This window comes from Marvinbryantia sp. (assembly GCF_047017445.1).
In the GTDB taxonomy this organism is placed as follows: Bacteria; Bacillota; Clostridia; order Lachnospirales; family Lachnospiraceae; genus Marvinbryantia.
The window spans coordinates 140,472-157,476 of record NZ_JBKXTT010000003.1; the positions used below are offsets into that span (position 1 = coordinate 140,472).

General features: G+C 51.3%; 12 protein-coding genes and 1 riboswitch. Of the genes, 9 read left to right on the forward strand and 3 right to left on the reverse strand.

Annotation, left to right across the window (positions count from 1 at the left end; all coding sequences use genetic code 11):
• Positions 1-137: 137 nt before the first annotated feature.
• Complete coding sequence (locus ACLU9Q_RS04415; RefSeq protein WP_296840024.1) at positions 138-1,901, reverse strand: DUF885 domain-containing protein; 1,764 nt, start codon at positions 1,899-1,901, stop codon at positions 138-140.
• A 249-nt stretch (positions 1,902-2,150) separates the two neighbouring features.
• Here ACLU9Q_RS04415 and ACLU9Q_RS04420 point away from each other — a divergent pair, with 249 nt between their 5' ends.
• From ACLU9Q_RS04420 to ACLU9Q_RS04440, 5 genes are read left to right on the forward strand one after another with little or no spacing between them, the layout of a single operon-like run.
• Positions 2,151-2,645: a hypothetical protein gene (locus ACLU9Q_RS04420; RefSeq protein WP_296840027.1), complete on the forward strand. Its 495-nt coding sequence runs from the start codon at positions 2,151-2,153 to the stop codon at positions 2,643-2,645.
• Complete coding sequence (locus ACLU9Q_RS04425) at positions 2,642-3,418, forward strand: SipW-dependent-type signal peptide-containing protein (RefSeq protein WP_296840031.1); 777 nt, start codon at positions 2,642-2,644, stop codon at positions 3,416-3,418. Before ACLU9Q_RS04420 ends, ACLU9Q_RS04425 begins: the two co-directional genes overlap by 4 nt.
• A 15-nt stretch (positions 3,419-3,433) precedes the next feature.
• Complete coding sequence (locus ACLU9Q_RS04430; RefSeq protein WP_296840033.1) at positions 3,434-4,693, forward strand: hypothetical protein; 1,260 nt, start codon at positions 3,434-3,436, stop codon at positions 4,691-4,693.
• Positions 4,668-5,168, forward strand: a complete 501-nt coding sequence (locus ACLU9Q_RS04435; protein ID WP_296840036.1) for a signal peptidase I — start codon at positions 4,668-4,670, stop codon at positions 5,166-5,168. The genes ACLU9Q_RS04430 and ACLU9Q_RS04435 overlap by 26 nt, the downstream gene beginning before the upstream one ends.
• A complete protein-coding gene (locus tag ACLU9Q_RS04440) occupies positions 5,165-5,785 on the forward strand; it encodes a hypothetical protein (protein ID WP_296840039.1) in 621 nt (206 codons plus the stop codon). The genes ACLU9Q_RS04435 and ACLU9Q_RS04440 overlap by 4 nt, the downstream gene beginning before the upstream one ends.
• Positions 5,786-5,826: 41 nt before the next feature.
• Here ACLU9Q_RS04440 and ACLU9Q_RS04445 read toward each other — a convergent pair whose 3' ends face one another.
• Positions 5,827-6,708: an AraC family transcriptional regulator gene (locus tag ACLU9Q_RS04445; protein ID WP_296840042.1), complete on the reverse strand. Its 882-nt coding sequence runs from the start codon at positions 6,706-6,708 to the stop codon at positions 5,827-5,829.
• 196 nt (positions 6,709-6,904) lie between these two features.
• On the opposite strand from ACLU9Q_RS04445, the gene ACLU9Q_RS04450 reads away from it, so the two are divergent.
• The 4 genes from ACLU9Q_RS04450 (at position 6,905) to ACLU9Q_RS04465 (ending at position 15,841) form a co-directional block, all read left to right on the forward strand.
• Positions 6,905-8,095, forward strand: a complete 1,191-nt coding sequence (locus tag ACLU9Q_RS04450) for an MFS transporter (protein ID WP_296840045.1) — start codon at positions 6,905-6,907, stop codon at positions 8,093-8,095.
• Between the two features lie 428 nt (positions 8,096-8,523).
• On the forward strand, positions 8,524-12,246 hold the full coding sequence (locus tag ACLU9Q_RS04455) for an isopeptide-forming domain-containing fimbrial protein (protein WP_296906560.1): 3,723 nt from the start codon (positions 8,524-8,526) through the stop codon (positions 12,244-12,246).
• Between the two features lie 165 nt (positions 12,247-12,411).
• Entirely contained in the window at positions 12,412-13,785 is a 1,374-nt protein-coding gene (locus ACLU9Q_RS04460; protein WP_296840256.1) for a citrate/2-methylcitrate synthase, read from the forward strand.
• A gap of 283 nt (positions 13,786-14,068) precedes the next feature.
• Positions 14,069-14,162: riboswitch (glycine riboswitch) on the forward strand.
• A 185-nt stretch (positions 14,163-14,347) separates the two neighbouring features.
• A complete protein-coding gene (locus tag ACLU9Q_RS04465) occupies positions 14,348-15,841 on the forward strand; it encodes an alanine/glycine:cation symporter family protein (protein WP_296840253.1) in 1,494 nt (497 codons plus the stop codon).
• Positions 15,842-15,985: 144 nt separating this feature from the next.
• Here ACLU9Q_RS04465 and ACLU9Q_RS04470 read toward each other — a convergent pair whose 3' ends face one another.
• Entirely contained in the window at positions 15,986-16,855 is an 870-nt protein-coding gene (locus tag ACLU9Q_RS04470) for a DegV family protein (protein ID WP_296840250.1), read from the reverse strand.
• Between the last annotated feature and the right edge of the window lie 150 nt (positions 16,856-17,005).

A 17,005-nucleotide genomic window follows, 5' to 3' on the forward strand; every position in this document is an offset into this window, starting at 1 on the left:
CTGTGTCAACCCTTTTTCTTAAATTTATTAAAAAATTTAAGTTAGACCTTCAGATTGATCTTTTTCAATTGCCTTAACTAAATGACATTGGTTCATGCCTGATTTGCGAAGGTTACTGCGAACGGAGTGAACAGTAATTATTTTGTTGTGTAATACAGCTTCAGATATTTTTCCAGCACCGGAAACGGTGCCGGACCAATCTGCAGAATTTGTTTGTGAAAATCCTTCAATTCAAAAACATCCGGCCAGCTTTCCTCACAATAGCTGCGCAGATCCAGAAAGCTCAGATATCCGAGATAATATTTCAGATAATTAGCGGGCGCTTCTATAATAGCATCAAAAATAGCGTCGGCGCTGTCCGGGTTTGCAAAACCGAGGCTCTGCAGAAAAGCTGCGGTCTGTTCGCGCGTGTAGCCGCGGTAATGGATGCAGATATCAAGGAGCGAGGAAAGACCGAGCATCACGGAGCGGTTCAGGCGGGCGTATTCGACGCCTGCCCTCGCCTCGTCGGAGGCGGAAGCGGGCAGGGCGTAATCATAGCTGCCCATTTCCACGTAGGTCGCCCACCCTTCCGTATAGCCGCCGAAGGAAAAAAGCGCGCGCACCGGGTCAAGGTAATTCCCGGAGCTGATATTCTGGTAGAGGTGCCCCGGATAGCCCTCGTGCGCCAGTGTGGTGTACAGCTCCAGCGGGGAGGAAACGCCGGCACGGTTAATATAAATGACATTTGCGTCCGGATTATCGATGGGCGGCGTCAGATAAAAGGCAGGACTTAAAAAATCCTCCAGAGATTTATGTACATATTTCACGGAGAAGGTGGTTTTCGGAGCGGCGGGATAGTCGGCGCTCATTTTCTGCTGCAGCTCGTTGAGAATTTCTACAGGCTCCGTCGGAATATCCGTAAGATCGGCGCCGGAAGCGGCAGAAGGGTATTTTGAAAGCAGGTCGCGGCAGGCGAGCACATCGTCGGAAAGCTGTTTGCGGATTCGCCGTTCGATTGCGTCAATGGGGAGGTAGGAGCCGACAGAGCTTACCATCAGATACTCATAGTACGCTTTTCCGGCGGGCAGATAGCAGAGCCCATTCTCATTCTGACCGGTGCCCTTTAGGGATTCCAGCCCCTCGATCAGGAGCTCGTAGGCGGGAATCACATGGTTTGCCACTGCCTTGCGGTTTTCGGCTTTGAGCTGCGCCTTTTCTTTGACAGACAGGAAATTAAGAGCGTCCACTTTTTCATTAAAAATTGTCACCAGGAGGTTGCTTTTTGAATCGCTGGAGCCAATAAACGAGCGGCACTGCGCAAGGATAGCGTCGGTGTTTTTATCGCTCATAAAAAGACCGGCGGCGGAGCGGGCGCGTTCAAATTTTATTATGGAAGAAAAATAAGAATCTGTCTGGGCGATCAGCGCAAGGTATTCCTCGATGTCCGCTTTATCGGAGAAGGCGTATTCTGAGAGCAATACCGGAAGCTGCGCCTGTACGCCGATGGTCGGACCGAGGGGTTCTCTGTACAGCGCAAAGGTTTCCGCGCTTTTTTCATTTTCCAGACCAAGCAGCAGGATGTCATAGGTAATCCGGTTCTGCAGGGAAAGATCGCTGTAGGAGATCTCAGAGAGCATCTGGAGATACTGCTGCGCGGAGCGCGACGCCGAGGCTACCAGAGAGATTTCCTCCGTGTCGCCGAACGTTACCGGATAGTCGGTGATACCGTAGTCGGCGGGATTTTCCAGCGTGTAATGCAGGGAGAGGGTGCTGGCGGTGATTTCCTTCTGGAACATGGATTGCGTGAAATTCTGAAATTCACCGGCAGCCCGGTGCGCGTCAGCGGCATTATGGTAGCGCAGGGCGGCGCAAAGCAGCAGACAGCCGGCGGGAATCAGGGCAAGAGAAAGCTTTTTCATAAGAAATGCTCCGGATATGGTTTGTTTATTTTATGCGTCCGGGCTCCTGTTCATGCAGATAGTTAGAAACAAATATACAATATGATATTAGTATAAATAAAATGATAATTAGTACTTGCAATACAAAACGGAATATGCTATAATGTAGGAGAAGTCGATGGAAAAGTCTTTTCCATATCAATTTCCGGCGGATCCGCCAGAGACTCAGAGAAATGTAAATCAAACAGGGAAAGGAATGTACACAGAAAAATGAAATATTTTATGATGGCCGTATTGACAGGTACGCTTATTCTGGGCGTAGGTGCAGGGGTGTCGTATGCCTATCTGACCGCGCGGGATGACGCGGCGAACCGCTTTGGGGTATCCGCTGTGGATATTACCATTGATGAAAAATTTGAACCGCCCGGGGAGGTAACCCCCGGGAAAGTGATCGTAAAAGCACCGCGCATATGCAGCAGTTCAGATATTGACTGTTATGTGCGGGCAGCCGTTCATTTTACGGACAGCGATGCCAAAGATTACTGTGAGGCGCTTGTGATCAATCCGGGATGGCAGGCGGGAGAGGACGGATACTATTACTGGCAGGAGCGGCTGCAGCCGGGGCAAAAGACCGGCACGTTGTTTGACTGCGTTACCGTCAGGCAGGATGCAGGGGAGATACCGCCGTTTGATATTTATGTGTATGCGGAGGCGGTGCAGTGTGGAAAAAATACAATAAAGGAAGCGTGGGAGGAAATCGCATGAAAAATACAGAAACAAGGAAAACTATGGTAAAAGCATTGGGCATCGCGGCGATGCTGCTGGCGCTTGTGTTTGTCAGCATACAGGGAACGCTGGCGTATCTGACCAGCCGTCAGAGTCTGTCAAATACCTTTACAGTGGGCGATCTGGAAATCGGGCTGCAGGAGCCGGACTGGAACCCGGAGGAAGGAGATGGTGTGAATGTGTATCCGGGCTACAGCGTGTATAAAAATCCGACGGTAAAGAATATTACATCATCGAAAAACGGAGAAGAGCCTTGCTATGCCCGGATGCGGATCCTTCTGGCGGACAGCAGCGGTACGCCGGTAACGGACGCCGGACGTCTGGCGCTGATGAAGACAATGATACGCTATGACAGCACATATACAGGCTCTTATGAGCAGACCGGCACGGCCAAAAAGCTTGTACAGGGGCGGATTCCGGGCTATACGCTTGCGGAGCTTGAGCTGCTGCCTATGATCAATCCGCTTTTTGAGGTCGATGCACAGCGGTCGACGGAGAATGAAATTGTCTGCAATTACATGGGAGAAGATGGCAAGGGCATTTTGAAAATCGGCGGGGAGGCGGTGCTGTTTACGACGCTTGCTCTGCCGACCGAGTGGAAAAATGAGCAGATTAAGACGCTTGGAGATTTTCAGATTATCGTGAAGGCGGAAGCGATACAGGCATCTGGATTTGCCGGACAGAAGGAAGCGCTGGCTGCTCTGGATGAAGAATTGCGTTCAGATGCAGGCTCCGCGTCCGGGAGTGCATAATGTGGAGACAGGTGTATGGGAAGGAAAATCGGAACAATTCTGCTGACAATATTGTTTGCTGTGTCAGTGACATTTATGGGATATGCGTTTTGGACCATTCAGAGCCGGACAGACAATGTGCTCACAATGGCATCCTATAAGGCGCAGATCGTGGAAGAATATAATGTGCCCGCGCATGTAAATCCTTCGGAAACGGTGCAAAAGAAGGTACATGTGAAAAATGAGGGTACGGTGGATATTCTTGTACGCGTTTCGGTGACAAAGGTATTTGGGGTACGGGATGCGGACGGAAAGCTGCGGACGGCGGACGGGCTGAATCCGGATATGATCGAGATCAGCTTCAACAGCCGCTTCTGGGAACAGAAGGATGACGGATGGTTTTATTACAGAGAAATTTTGCGGGCAGGGGAGACGACGCGGGAGCCGCTGATGGAGTCTTTCACGCTTTCCGCGAAAGCCGGAAACGAATACAGGGGAAAGGACGCAGAAATTATTGTCTGTATGGAATCGGTGCAGGCAGATAAGGATGCGGCGTCCATCTGGAAAGTTCGCCTGGAGGAGCTTGGCATTGTCTTTCCAAAGGCTCCGGCAGCGGAAAAGACGGCAGTCACGTATCTTGGTAAAGCGCAGGGATTTACGACAAACAGCAGAAATACAGATTTATTTGCGGCATTTAAAAATCTGACGCCGGGGTGCGGACGCACACAGAAAATAGCAGTGGAGAATAAAAGCATGGAAACAGTGGAAATCTTTCTGCGCGCTGAGCAGACAGAGCAGGAGAGCATGAGTGATGAGCAGATCAGATTGGTGCGGCAGCTTCTCACAAAATATGCGGTGATTGAGATAACAGAGGGCGGCAGGCTGCTTTATCGGGGCGCTGTGTGCGGTTCGCCGGACAGTGCGGATTCGGGCGGTGCAGCGCCGGTGCAGACGAGTCAGGCAGGCGCAGCGCCGGGCAGTGCGTCTATGCTGCAGGATATCAGCCTTGGGCAATTTGCAGCCGGGCGCAGCAGAGATCTGACCGTGAAATTAAGCCTCTCGCCGGAGATGGACAATCGCTTTCAAAAGCTGACCGGAAAGGTGGCGTGGATTTTTTCCGCCCGCGGAGAGGACGGCAGTGTGACAAAGATGCAGGTTCCGGTGACAGCGGACAGCACGCGTATTCTGATGTGGGCGGCGCTGTTTGTCACGAGTGCGTTTGCGGCGGCAATCGCTGTGTGGGCGGAGCGCAGGGACAGGAGGAAGGAACATGAAAGTGATAACGAGGATGATTGATTGCCTGCTGGCGATAACATGTTTGTTCGTGGCGGCGGTGGCAGCGCCGCAGCTTTTCGGACTGGAGGTTTACACAGTACTCAGCGCGAGCATGATGCCGGAGATTCCTGTGGGCAGTGCGGTCTATGTGAAAAAAACAGCGTTTGAAAACATCAGAACAGGCGACATCATCACCTATTGCGCCAGTGCGAGCGGCGTATATGTCACGCACAGGGTTGCCGGAAAGGACGAAGAGGCGCGCGTCCTTGCGGCGAAGGGAGATGCCAATGAGCAGCCGGACGGAAGATTGGTGCATGAGGAGGAAGTGATGGGCGTCGTTCGATTCACCGTGCCCTGTCTGGGCTATGCTGCCATGCTGTTTGGAGGAATTGGGGAAAAGCTGATACTTGCGGGATTGTTTCTCTGGCTCGTACTGATAAAAATGATTCTTGTAAATATACTGAAAATCCGGGAAAAGGGGGTAACAATGCAATGAAAACAGAAAAAGCGGCAGCGGCATTCCTGGGAGTGTCTCTTTTTGCGGCCTCCTCCGGACTGACCAATGCCTATCTGACAGAACATCCAAAGGCGCTTGTCAATCTGATCTCGTCCGGGTCGGTGGATGTTGAGCTGACGGAACCCTCCTGGCAGCCGGAGAACGCGCTTGGACTCGTTCCGGGGAGTGTCGTGCCCAAGAATCCAACCGCAACGAATACGGGGAAAAGCGATGCCTGGATTTTTCTGCGGGTGTCCGTTCCGGTAAAGTGCATTTCCGTGGTAAATCCGCAGACGCATAGGAAGGAGCCGCCGGCGGACATCGGAATCTTTTCTTTCATTGCTGCGGAAGGCTGGGAGCGGATCGCGGCAGAACGCACAGCAGATTCCATAAACTTCATATACGGATACCGGGAACTTGTGAAACCGGGGGAAAAGACCGCGCCGCTGTTTGAGAGCGTGACGCTTGTCAATTACCTGGAGGGCGAGCTGACAGCTTCGGATATCCTTCAGATTCCCGTCGAGGCAATCGCTGTGCAGGATCATGTCTGTGAGTCCGGTGCGGCGCTGACGGAAATCTATGAGGTCTATCTGGCGGAGGAGAGCGGTAACATTTAGTAAAACTGCATTGCAAAGGGGAGGAAGAGAAAACTCTGATTCTACTTTGCCCGGTACTCGTTCGGACTCATCTGATAACGCTCTTTAAATTTCCGGCAGAAATAGCCGGCACTTGTAAAGCCTGTTTCCAGCGCGATCGCGGAGACAGGTTTTCTTGTTGTGTAAAGAAGGTCGGCTGCCTGCGCGAGTCGGTACTGGATAAGATATGACACGGGCGAGCAGTGAATGCCTGTCTGGAAAATTTGCAGCGCGCTGCTCTTGCTGATGGATGCGGCGTCGGCGATTTTCTGCAGGGTAAGCTCCTCCTGGTAATGGTCGTGTATGTACTGCATCATAATCTGAAGACGCGCCTGACGATGATCCAGTTGCGGAAGCGTCCCGGAATTTGCGGAGATGCTGAGGTTTTTAACCAGGATATCCCACAGGTTGAAAAGCAGACGCATTGTGGAAAATTCTGCGCCTTCTTCCTGCTCCTGCATATGATAGATCTGCGAGAGAATATCCAGAATTTCTTTCTGCCAGGTGACCTTTGGGGAGAAAAACTGCCAGGAAATGCCGGAGTGCAGAAGGGGAAGAATGTATTTCCGGTAAATCAGACTGTTTTCCGCAGCCAGCAGGGAGGGCGAAAATACGATATTCGGTATCCAGGTGTTTGCCTGCGCCTCAAAGCGATGCAGAACGCCGCTGTTAATAAACATACCGCATCCGGCGGGAACCTCCAGCCTGTCTGCTCCGGCGCAGCAGATGGCGGTGCCTTCTGTGATGGAGAAGAATTCCAGCTCATGGTGCCAGTGCCAGTCCATGCAGTGAAAATCAAAGTCCCAGATATTTTCCATATAATAAGCGAATGGGTAGTCGGTATCTCCGTGCTGTACACTTTCATTGAGCGTGTCGTCGGTTTTGATCGCTGTCCAGATATTCATGGCGGTTTCCTTTCAGTGCCGGAAGTCATAATGCATTAGCAAATGATTTTGCGATATTGTACCATAAATGTGTGATTTTGTGCAATGATTTTAAAAGAAAAATGAGATATGATGTAGCCGTTCGGGTTACTGTGAATGGAGTGAACAATAGCCCGTTCAGAGATGCCGGATATCCGTCCGGGGAAGGAGAAAGGTTATGAAAAATCAATACAACAAAACGATTACCGCCTGTTTTACGGCGTATATTGTGCAGGCGATCGTAAACAATTTTGTGCCGCTTTTGTTTTTAACGTTCCAGAGAAGCTACAGCATTCCGCTCTCGCAGATCACGCTGCTCGTTACTTTTAATTTCGGCGTGCAGCTTCTGGTGGATCTTTTGTCAGTGGGGTTTGTCGATAAGATCGGCTACCGCGCGTCGATGATCATTGCGCATGTGCTGTCGGCGGCAGGGCTTGTGTTTCTGACGGTTCTGCCGGAGGTAATGCCGTCGCCGTTTGCCGGTATTCTCATCGCGGTAATGATCTACGCAGTCGGCGGCGGATTGCTGGAGGTCCTGGTAAGCCCGGTTGTAGAAGCATGTCCGTCCGATAATAAAGAAAAGACGATGAGTATGCTGCATTCCTTCTACTGCTGGGGACATGTGGGTGTGGTGTTCCTGTCCACGGTATTTTTCCAGCTATTTGGCACGCAGAACTGGAAAATCATGGCGCTGATATGGGCGATCATCCCGGCGTGCAACGCGTATGTATTTACGAAGGTTCCGATTGCAAGCCTGATGGAAGAGGGAGAGACGGGGCTTAAGATGAATGAGCTTTTCAGAATTAAGATTTTCTGGATTCTTCTGATCATGATGGTCTGCGCGGGCGCGAGCGAACAGGCGGTCAGCCAGTGGGCGTCGACCTTCGCGGAGAAAGGGCTGGGCATTTCCAAAACCCTTGGCGACCTGGCGGGACCGATGGCGTTCGCGATCCTCATGGGAACCTCCAGAGCCTTCTATGGAAAATATGGCGATCGCATCAACCTGGATAAGTTTATGATTTACAGCAGCTGCCTCTGTATTCTCGCCTATCTGGGCGTTTCACTCCTGCCGATTCCGCAGCTCAGCCTGGTGGCGTGTGCAATCTGCGGACTTTCCGTGGGAATCATGTGGCCGGGCACCTTCAGTAAGGCGTCCGCGGCTCTTCCGAGAGGCGGCACCGCGATGTTCGCACTGCTTGCACTTGGCGGTGATCTTGGCTGCTCCGGCGGTCCGACGCTGGTCGGCATGGTGTCGAGTGCGCTCGGGGATAATCTGAAAATGGGTATTCTGGCGGGCATCGTTTTCCCGGTGCTGCTGCTGACCGGCGTGTTGCTCTGCCGGAAAATGAGAAAAGCAGGCGTGCAGTGATACGGATTTCGCGATGCTGGTACCCGCAATGTGTCAGGCATGCAAAAACATCCTGTACATGGTTGTGTACAGCGGCAATTACACCATTCCGGGCTGAAAAAAGAAAAGCGGCAAATAACGCTGCCGCAGAGAAGATGAGCGAGCTGAACCAGGGGCAGGAGGAAATTCCTGCCTCTGGTTTGTGTTGCTATGCATACGACAAAAACGTTCGGCGGACGTATTTTAGTGAACTGCGGATAGCCCACGCAGCAGGGTGCCGTGCGCCGGCGAAAAAATCATATTTTAAAAAATAAAATCATATATCATATTGACAATATCACAAAAACATGATATAGTATCCATACATTTCGAAGAGTCCTGGTATTTCGCCACACTTACCAGAAGAGTAAAAACGCAGTCGCTATATTGATGAAGGAGGAAATGACGTCATGAAGTCTGAAAAATTCATGAGACGCCGTATTGCCGCGGGGATTCTGGCGGTGATGACGGCAGTTACTCCCGCCCTCCCTGTGCAGGTGGCAGCACAGGGGTTGGTGGGAATAGGGACAGGAAAGCAAGATGATATCCAGACTGAGGAAAAAGGAGGAATGAAAGAGGAAAGAATACCCAAATGGGAGACGGTTAATACATCAGGAGCATTTGGCATGGAAACGAAGGCTGGCAGTGCGCAGGAAGAAATAGTCGGCACAGAAGAGAACACCGGCAGCGCGTCGGAAGCAGCAGGCACAGAAGGGACGGGCAGCGCGTCGGAAGCAGCAGGCACAGAAGGGACGGGCAGCGCACCGGAAACGGCCGGCACAGAAGGAACGGGCAGCGCGTCGGAAACAGCCGGCACGGAAGGGACGGGCAGCGCACCGGAAATAGCCGGCACAGAAGGGACGGGCAGCATACCGGTAACAGCAGGCAAAGAGGAGGAAAACGACAGCAATCCGGGAAGTTCCGGTGCAGAGCCGATGACAGAGGAGGCATCCGGGGCGGAGCAGGAAAATGACAGCGGGGAATCCGGTACAGAAACACCGGGCTTACCGGATGCGGAAACAGAAATGACAGACACAGAAAACGGGCAGGATCGATGGGAAGATATGGACCCGGACACAGAAATGTCCGATCAATCCGGGAATACAGAGGAATCCGGCACGGAAATGGGAGTTGACGCAGAGCCGGGGGACAGAGTTGTACTTGCGGATACAAATGGCGATACAGAGGTATTTATTTTCTTAAAAGAAGGAGAGTTATTCGCGGAAGACGTGAGCTTCCGGGTACTCTGCATCGCGGATATGATCGGAGAAACGGAAGAAAAAGAAATGCACTGTAAAAAACTGGAAGATGCTCTGCTTGCCGCATGGGATCAGGCGCTTCCTGAGAAAACAGTGGAAAATGTACAGATATTTCTCCCATACTATCTGCTGTTTACGGATGCACAGGGGGCGGAAATAAGTCTTCCGGGCGAGGCAGAGATCCGACTGACGATCTGTGATGAGGATATCTATCAGGCGTTTTGTCAGGTGCAGGATTCTGCCGAAGTTCCAGTCGAAAGCGATTGGATGGAAGCTTTACACATCGCCTGGCAGGGGAAAAATGATGAGTTTCGGGAAATTCCGGGAAAGCGGATGATACTGGACGATGAAAAGCGTTCGGTTACATTTGTTTTTGAAACGGAGGAAACCGGCTGGTTCTCACTTTTGTATGCAGAGGAGGAAGCTGACACGCCGGAAACGGAAAGTCCGGACGGGCAGGCGGAAACGCCGGGAGGAGAGGCTGAATCCGGGATGACGGAGGATCCGTCTGAAGCCGGTACAGAATCTGATACAGAATCCGATACAGAATCCGGGCAGGAAGCAGACGTTGGACTGGAGAGCCTGAAGGGGATACAGCTGCTGGCTGCGCGTGCAGCGCTGCCACCAAGCGGAAATCCGGTGACAGCTTCCGGCAGCGGCTTTCGTCTGATGAGTACTTCCGAGCTGGACGGCGCCTACCGGGCAGCGACCTGGTACAGCGGCATCTCATCCTTTGAACCGTTTAACACTGCAGGGAGCGCAGTAAAAACGATGACGAAATCAGACGGAGATATCTATATCTTCTATCCGACCAACAATGCGTCGGCGGGAAAATTCGGCGGAGTCTATCAGAAGATTTTGTTTAAGGATGGCGTCTGGTATGACCTGAAAATGACTGTTACTGCCTACACAAACAAAACATACGCGGGAAGTGACGGCGCGGAGGTGCCGTCCTATCCGCCTATGGGATTCAGCCGGAGCAAAATTGCGTGGTATTTCATGCCGACTATGGGTGAATATATAATGAAGATGGAATATTTTAAGCACGGAGATGCTAAGCAGAAGGCAGTTGCAGTGAACAGCCGGTTCCAGTGGTGGGAGATCGACAATTCCCAGAGATTTGGTATCCGCACGGAAACCGGCAGCATAGCGAAGAAACTTTACCAGTCGGCGAATTCTACGGTATATTATAAATCACAGGTATCAAAAGCGGACGGCAATACCTACCTGTTTGTGACGGCATCGGGACAGCTTCCGGCAAACGATACGAGGGGAAATGTGGGCTTTGTCCTGAAAAATTGCTCCACCTATTATGTTGCGATAGGGTATCGGGATCATATTCAGGACAGCTCGGATTACCGTGTGAGTAAGGCGAGTATTGCAAAGAGGAACGAATCACTGAAAAACGGCAAACCGGATGAGGTGACGCTTGGCATTGTAAGGCAGTCGGACGTGGATGTGCCGGTTCCGATGGATTCCGCATATCCGAAAAAGTATGTGTCAAATGACGGCGTTTCATGGGAACAGACGAATACATTGCCGAAGATCACCTCGGAATATTACTATAAGATCGAGCAATATATTCCCTGGCAGACACCTAACAATTATTATGAGAAGCTGGTAATTGAGGATGTGCTTCCGGCAGGCGTGGATTATGTGGGATCAATGAAGATCACCTGTCTGGAAAGCGGAAAAAATGCTGCGGGCAGCTTTCAGTGCGTGCAAAAGAATGATACGGTAAGCATCACGCCTGTTAATCTAAAGAGTGCCGCTCTGTATGGGCGGACCTATACCTTTGTGTTTAAGGTGCGGATGGATCCGGAGGAGATAAAGCCTACACAGACAAAGAACACAGCCGTTTATAAGGTGGTAAACACGGCTGCACTTGCCAGCAAACACAGCGGGCAGACGGCTGTTTCAATGACTTCAAATAAAGTGACCACGCAGGCGTCGGTGCAGCGGACATCGTTTTCGGCGCCGGTAAAGGGGCTGGATCAGTCGGAGAGCATGCGGGAAAAACAGCTTTCCGATGCCGGGGAAACAATCGTATTCAGCGTTTTTCAGACAGTACCGCACAATGAAGAAATATGGAAACCGGTACAGATGGTGCTGACGGACGAGCTGGAGCCGTGCCTGGAATACATTTCGGCAAAGGTATTTAGCAATGAGTCGGGAAAGTTTACGGCGGCCTCGCAGTGGACGACATCCGTCTCAGGACAGAATGTTGTGATCTCCTGTGATTTTAAGAAAAATCCGCCCGCACTGGATAATCAGACGCTGCGGTTTGATATTACCTGCCGCCTGAAGGACGGATATGACTGCAGCGCATACGAGCAGATTTCCGGAAACAGGCGCTGGTACGTTGTACCAAACAAAGCGCGGATGAAGACAGTCTGGGCACAGGGCAGCCCGCTGTACGAAGAGAAGGAGACCAATATTGTTACAGTAAAGCTTCCGGCGGGAGCAGTGGAGGCGCAGATTATCCTCACAAAGGAGATCGATGCCGCCGATATTGTGTGGGCGCACGGCAACCCCACCTTCACCTTCTGCGTCAGTGGGGAGGATGTGCTTGGAAAGCGGCACACTTATTATCGGATGGTTGCGTTTATGCAGAGTGATGCACAGAACACCGGCAAAGCCTCGGAATCAGTAAGCCTGACGGTGCCGGCAGGCTGGTATACCGTATCGGAGGAAAAAACCATGCGCTACCGGCTGGAGAGCATTCACAGTATAACAAACGGTATCCTTTCCGGGGAGACGGCCGTTCTGGATGTGAGCAAGGGACAGACAGGAAGCGCCGTTTTCTATAATCAGAAAACAACCGACGAGGGGGAAAGTCACAGCGCTTTTGTGAGAAATGAGATAAAAAAATAGATAAGAACTATTATAAAAAATGGCCAGGAAAATGTACCGGTGAAAAAAATGTTGCAGGATAACTTATTTTCGTGTAATATGAAAAGGAATTCTGGGAATTCCTGCCGACACCGGTTACGAAGATGTACCGCAACCGGTGTCTTTGCATATGAGGAGGTGCTGTTTATGCAGGATGTTGAAATGACAAGTATAGAAGATTTAAAGTGTGACTGGAGCAGGCTTGAGAAAGAGCTTCTCAACGGACACCGCATCGACCCGAACCTTTATGTGGAGTACGATGTAAAGCGTGGTCTGCGCGATTCCGCCGGTAAGGGCGTGCTCACCGGTCTGACGGAGATTTCAGACGTGGTTGCCTACGATCTGGTCGGCGGCCGGCAGATTCCGGCGGAGGGAGCGCTTTATTATCAGGGAATTAATGTTTCTGATATCGTAAACGGACTGCAGGGGCGTAAGTTTGGTTTTGAGGAGACGGTCTATCTGCTGATCTTCGGCAAACTGCCGACGCAGCAGGAGCTGAGAACATTTCTTAATGTGATGCAGGAGATGCAGGAGCTGGGAAGCCGTTTTGTGCGTGATGTGGTCATGAAGGCATCCAACGACAATATGATGAATGCAATGCAGCGCTGCGTACTGACCTTATACACCTACGATGAAAACCCTGAGGATATTTCCGTGAGAAACGTTCTGCGCCAGTGCCTGGAGCTGATCGCGAAGCTTCCGCTGATCGCGGTTTATTCCTATCATGCATATCGTCACTTCCGCAAGGATGATACACTGCTGATCCGCAATCCGAAAAAGGAGCTGTCGCTGGCGGAAAACATCCTGCTGATGCTGCGTCCGAGCGGCGAGTACACAGAGCTGGAGGCGAAGGTGCTTGACATCGCGCTGATCCTCCATGCGGAGCACGGCGGTGGTAATAACTCCACCTTTACGACGCATGTTGTCACATCCTCCGGCACCGATACCTACTCTTCCGTGGCGGCATCCATCGGCTCGCTGAAGGGACCGCGTCACGGCGGCGCAAACCTTAAGGTACAGAATATGTTCGCGGATATTAAAGCGCATATTTCCGACTGGACAAACGAGGAGGAGGTCGCTGCCTATCTGAAGAAGATACTGAATAAAGAAGCTTTCGATCATTCCGGCCTGATTTACGGTATGGGACATGCCGTTTACACGCTGTCTGATCCGCGTGAGGTTATTTTAAAGCGCTTTGCGAAGGATCTTGCGCAGGAAAAGGGCATGATGGAAGAATTTGCGCTTTATGAGCTGGTGGAGCGTCTGGCTGGGCAGCTTATCATGGAGCAGCGCAAGCTTTTCAAAAATGTCTGCGCGAATGTTGATTTCTACAGCGGTTTCGTGTATGCGATGCTCGGCATCCCGCAGGAGTTGTTTACGCCGATCTTTGCGATCGCGCGTATGCCTGGCTGGAGCGCGCACCGCTTAGAGGAGCTGATCAGCGCAAACAAGATCATCCGTCCGGCGTACAAATATGTTGGAGAGCACACGGATTTTGTGGCGGTGGAGGACAGGAAATAATTAAAGTCTTCACTAAAAATACGTCTTGTGTATCATGAAGTGAATTAAAAATGGATATGCGAAGGTTACTGCGAACGAAGTGAACAATAACACGAAGACTATGATGACGGATCGTCAAATAAATATCAAAGTTGACAATAGTTTCTCACTGTGATAAGGTAATAGGGTAAATTAAATATGTGCAGGTTGATATAGCCGGGAGAAAGGCGCGCCTTCCCGAAGGAGTAACACTTACAGGGGTTCGGTGTTCTGACAGCAGAGCATATCGGACGGGACCGGATATGGACTGCACTCTGGAGAATCCCACGAAGAGGTGGGTGCCGAAGGTGCAAAGCGCATTGCGCGAATCTCTCAGGCGAAAGGACAGAGAATGCGATCAGATGATTGGTCTTATTTGAGTGTTTCAGACGGGAGAAGTTGTTTCTTCCGTCTTTTTTTGTTTCCATGGAAAGGAGTTTTCAGATAATTGCTTTCCATGAAAATAAAAGCGGAGGGGCATTTTTGGCAGACATCTGAGGGGATTTTTCGGGGAGGATTATGAAAGAGAGAGGGAGAAAGTATTATGATTGAAACGATTACCAATGTAAACAGTTTTGTAAACGGCATCGTCTGGGGATGGCCGGCGCTGATACTTCTGGGATTTGTCGGCGTTCTGATGACCTGTATGACAAAGTTTTTCCAGTTGTCCCATTTCGGGCACTGGATCAAACACACCATCGGCGCGATCTTCGGCGATGAGCATGTGAGAAAGCACACGCAGGATCGCTCAATATCGCAGTTTCAGTCGCTGTGTACGGCGCTGGCGGCGACGGTCGGTACCGGTAATATTGTCGGCGTGGCTGGCGCGATCGCAGTCGGCGGACCGGGCGCGGTGTTCTGGATGTGGCTGATCGCCTTTTTCGGAATGATGACGAACTATTCGGAGAATGTTCTTGGCATTCTGTACAGAAGGAAAAATTCGAAGGGCGAATGGGCCGGCGGCGCGATGTATTATCTGCGCGACGGTCTGGGAAGCAAAAAGGGCTGCAAGACGATCGGCACGGTCCTCGCTGTTCTGTTCTCCTGCTTCTGTCTGCTTGCCTCCTTCGGCATTGGCAACATGAGCCAGGTAAACAGTATGGTTATGAACGTATACACGGCGTTTAATATTCCGCAGATCGTAACAGGTATCATTTTATTTATAGCTGTGGCTGCGGTGATCCTTGGCGGTTTGAAGCGTATCGCATCTATCACAGAGAAAATCGTACCGTTCATGGTAATCGCATATCTGGTGGGCACGGTTGTGATTATCTGTATGCATGCAAGCGTGATCCCGGCAGTATTTGTTTCTATTTTTAAAGGAGCGTTTGCGCTGAAATCAGCGGCAGGCGGTGTAGTCGGAGCTGGTATTGCGATGGCAATGCAGATGGGCTTCAAGCGCGGTGTATTCTCGAATGAGGCAGGTCTTGGTTCCTCCGTTATGGTACATTCCAGCTCCAACGTAAAGGAGCCGGTTCGTCAGGGTATGTGGGGCATCTTTGAGGTATTTGCGGATACGATCGTGGTATGTACACTGACGGCACTGACCATTTTAAGCTCCGGTGCGGTTGATCTGACAACAGGTGCCCTGACGGAGGCGGCGGAAGCGGTTGGTTCCAGCTCGCTTATGAGCTATGCATTCCAGCAGACCTTCGGAAAGCCGGGCGCATGGTTCATCGCAATCGCGATCCTGCTGTTCGCATACTCCACCGTGCTTGGCTGGAGCCACTACGGTTCCACGGCGTGCCAGTATCTGTTCGGTGAAAAGTCGGTGACGGTGTACCGCATTGTGTTTGTAATCATCGTGCTGGCGGGTTCTGTGATGGAAGCGCAGCTTGCATGGGATATTTCCGATACCTTCAACGGAATGATGATGATCCCGAACCTTATCGGCGTTCTCGTTTTGTCACCGGTTGTTATGAAGTGCACAAAGAACTATGTAGACCGCCGCATACATGGCAAAAAGGTAAAACCGATGCTCTCCATGTTTCCGGATATCCAGGCGGAGCAGGAGCGGACGCTCTCCGCAGATGATTAACAGCATACGGGTGCCGTACAATGACAGAGCCTGCGCAGCAATATGACAAAGCCTGCGCAGCAGGAGGACGGCTCTTCAGAAAATGACAGACTGTACATAAAAATGCCAGAGGCACATGACCTCTGGCATTTTCTCTGGAATTTCTTACCGTTTTTCAATCCGCACCACGCCGGCTCCTGCAGCATTGATCCCTGTGTGACAGGCGATGCTGCAGGACAGCGGACTGTAACGGATGTCATAGTCCGGAAACGCGTTCTGCACGGTCTGCCGCCAGTGCTCGGCGTCCGCCGGATTTTCAAAGGTACCGGCTGTCGCAATGACGAGCTGTGTGTGCGGAATATCTGAAAAACGCGTCTCAATATCTTTCTGCATTGCTTCAATCATTTTCTTTTCGCATAGTTTCATACCGCGCATTTTTGCAAAGGAATCCAGCTTGTCGCCCTGGATGGTGAGCACGGGTTTCAGGTTGATGACCGTGGCAAAGGCTGCAGCTGCGGGCGTGATCCTGCCGCCTTTTTTCAGGTATTCCAGAGAATCCACGCTGATATAAATGCTGGCGTCGTAGGCGTGCTTCTCCAGGCGCTCCTTGATCCTGGCAGCCGAAAATCCGCTTTCCGCAAGATGCTTTGCGTCATAGACGGACGTTTCCTGGGTGACGGAGATGCGGTGATTGTCAACCACGAAAACCTTGCCGTTATAATCCTTTGCGAGCATTGCCGCGCTCTGACAGGAGCCGCTCAGACCGCTGGACATGGGGATATAGACGATCTCATCATAGCCGGAGGCGAGGATAGAATCCCACAGATCGGTCACGAAGCCGGGCGAGGGCTGCGAGGATGAAATATCCAGATGCTGCCGCATCGCGCGGTAAAGTTCAGCGTGCGTAATGGTCTGGTGCTCCAGATACGTATTTTCTCCAATGATGACGGGCATCGGGACGATAAAAATGCCCAGCTCTTTTGCTTTTTCTATGGAAATGCCGCTGTTGGTATCGGTTACAATTGCAGTCCGCATAAATTCTTTTTCCTCCCTGCTGGTGTGAAAATTTGCCGTTACAGTTCACCCCAGCCTCAAACACCTGCTCAAACACCTGCTGCGACGCGAAGCTAGTCCTGTGGGTTTGAGGAGTGAGAACATGACTCAGGTGTGAGCAAATTCCATTCG

Bases quoted from the DNA above. Each gene is read 5' to 3' on its own strand.
- ACLU9Q_RS04415 (WP_296840024.1), bottom strand. From the start codon at position 1,901: ATGAAAAAGCTTTCTCTTGCCCTGATTCCCGCCGGCTGTCTGCTGCTT.
- ACLU9Q_RS04420 (WP_296840027.1), top strand. From the start codon at position 2,151: ATGAAATATTTTATGATGGCCGTATTGACAGGTACGCTTATTCTGGGC.
- ACLU9Q_RS04425 (WP_296840031.1), top strand. From the start codon at position 2,642: ATGAAAAATACAGAAACAAGGAAAACTATGGTAAAAGCATTGGGCATC.
- ACLU9Q_RS04430 (WP_296840033.1), top strand. From the start codon at position 3,434: ATGGGAAGGAAAATCGGAACAATTCTGCTGACAATATTGTTTGCTGTG.
- ACLU9Q_RS04435 (WP_296840036.1), top strand. From the start codon at position 4,668: ATGAAAGTGATAACGAGGATGATTGATTGCCTGCTGGCGATAACATGT.
- ACLU9Q_RS04440 (WP_296840039.1), top strand. From the start codon at position 5,165: ATGAAAACAGAAAAAGCGGCAGCGGCATTCCTGGGAGTGTCTCTTTTT.
- ACLU9Q_RS04445 (WP_296840042.1), bottom strand. From the start codon at position 6,708: ATGAATATCTGGACAGCGATCAAAACCGACGACACGCTCAATGAAAGT.
- ACLU9Q_RS04450 (WP_296840045.1), top strand. From the start codon at position 6,905: ATGAAAAATCAATACAACAAAACGATTACCGCCTGTTTTACGGCGTAT.
- ACLU9Q_RS04455 (WP_296906560.1), top strand. From the start codon at position 8,524: ATGAAGTCTGAAAAATTCATGAGACGCCGTATTGCCGCGGGGATTCTG.
- ACLU9Q_RS04460 (WP_296840256.1), top strand. From the start codon at position 12,412: ATGCAGGATGTTGAAATGACAAGTATAGAAGATTTAAAGTGTGACTGG.
- ACLU9Q_RS04465 (WP_296840253.1), top strand. From the start codon at position 14,348: ATGATTGAAACGATTACCAATGTAAACAGTTTTGTAAACGGCATCGTC.
- ACLU9Q_RS04470 (WP_296840250.1), bottom strand. From the start codon at position 16,855: ATGCGGACTGCAATTGTAACCGATACCAACAGCGGCATTTCCATAGAA.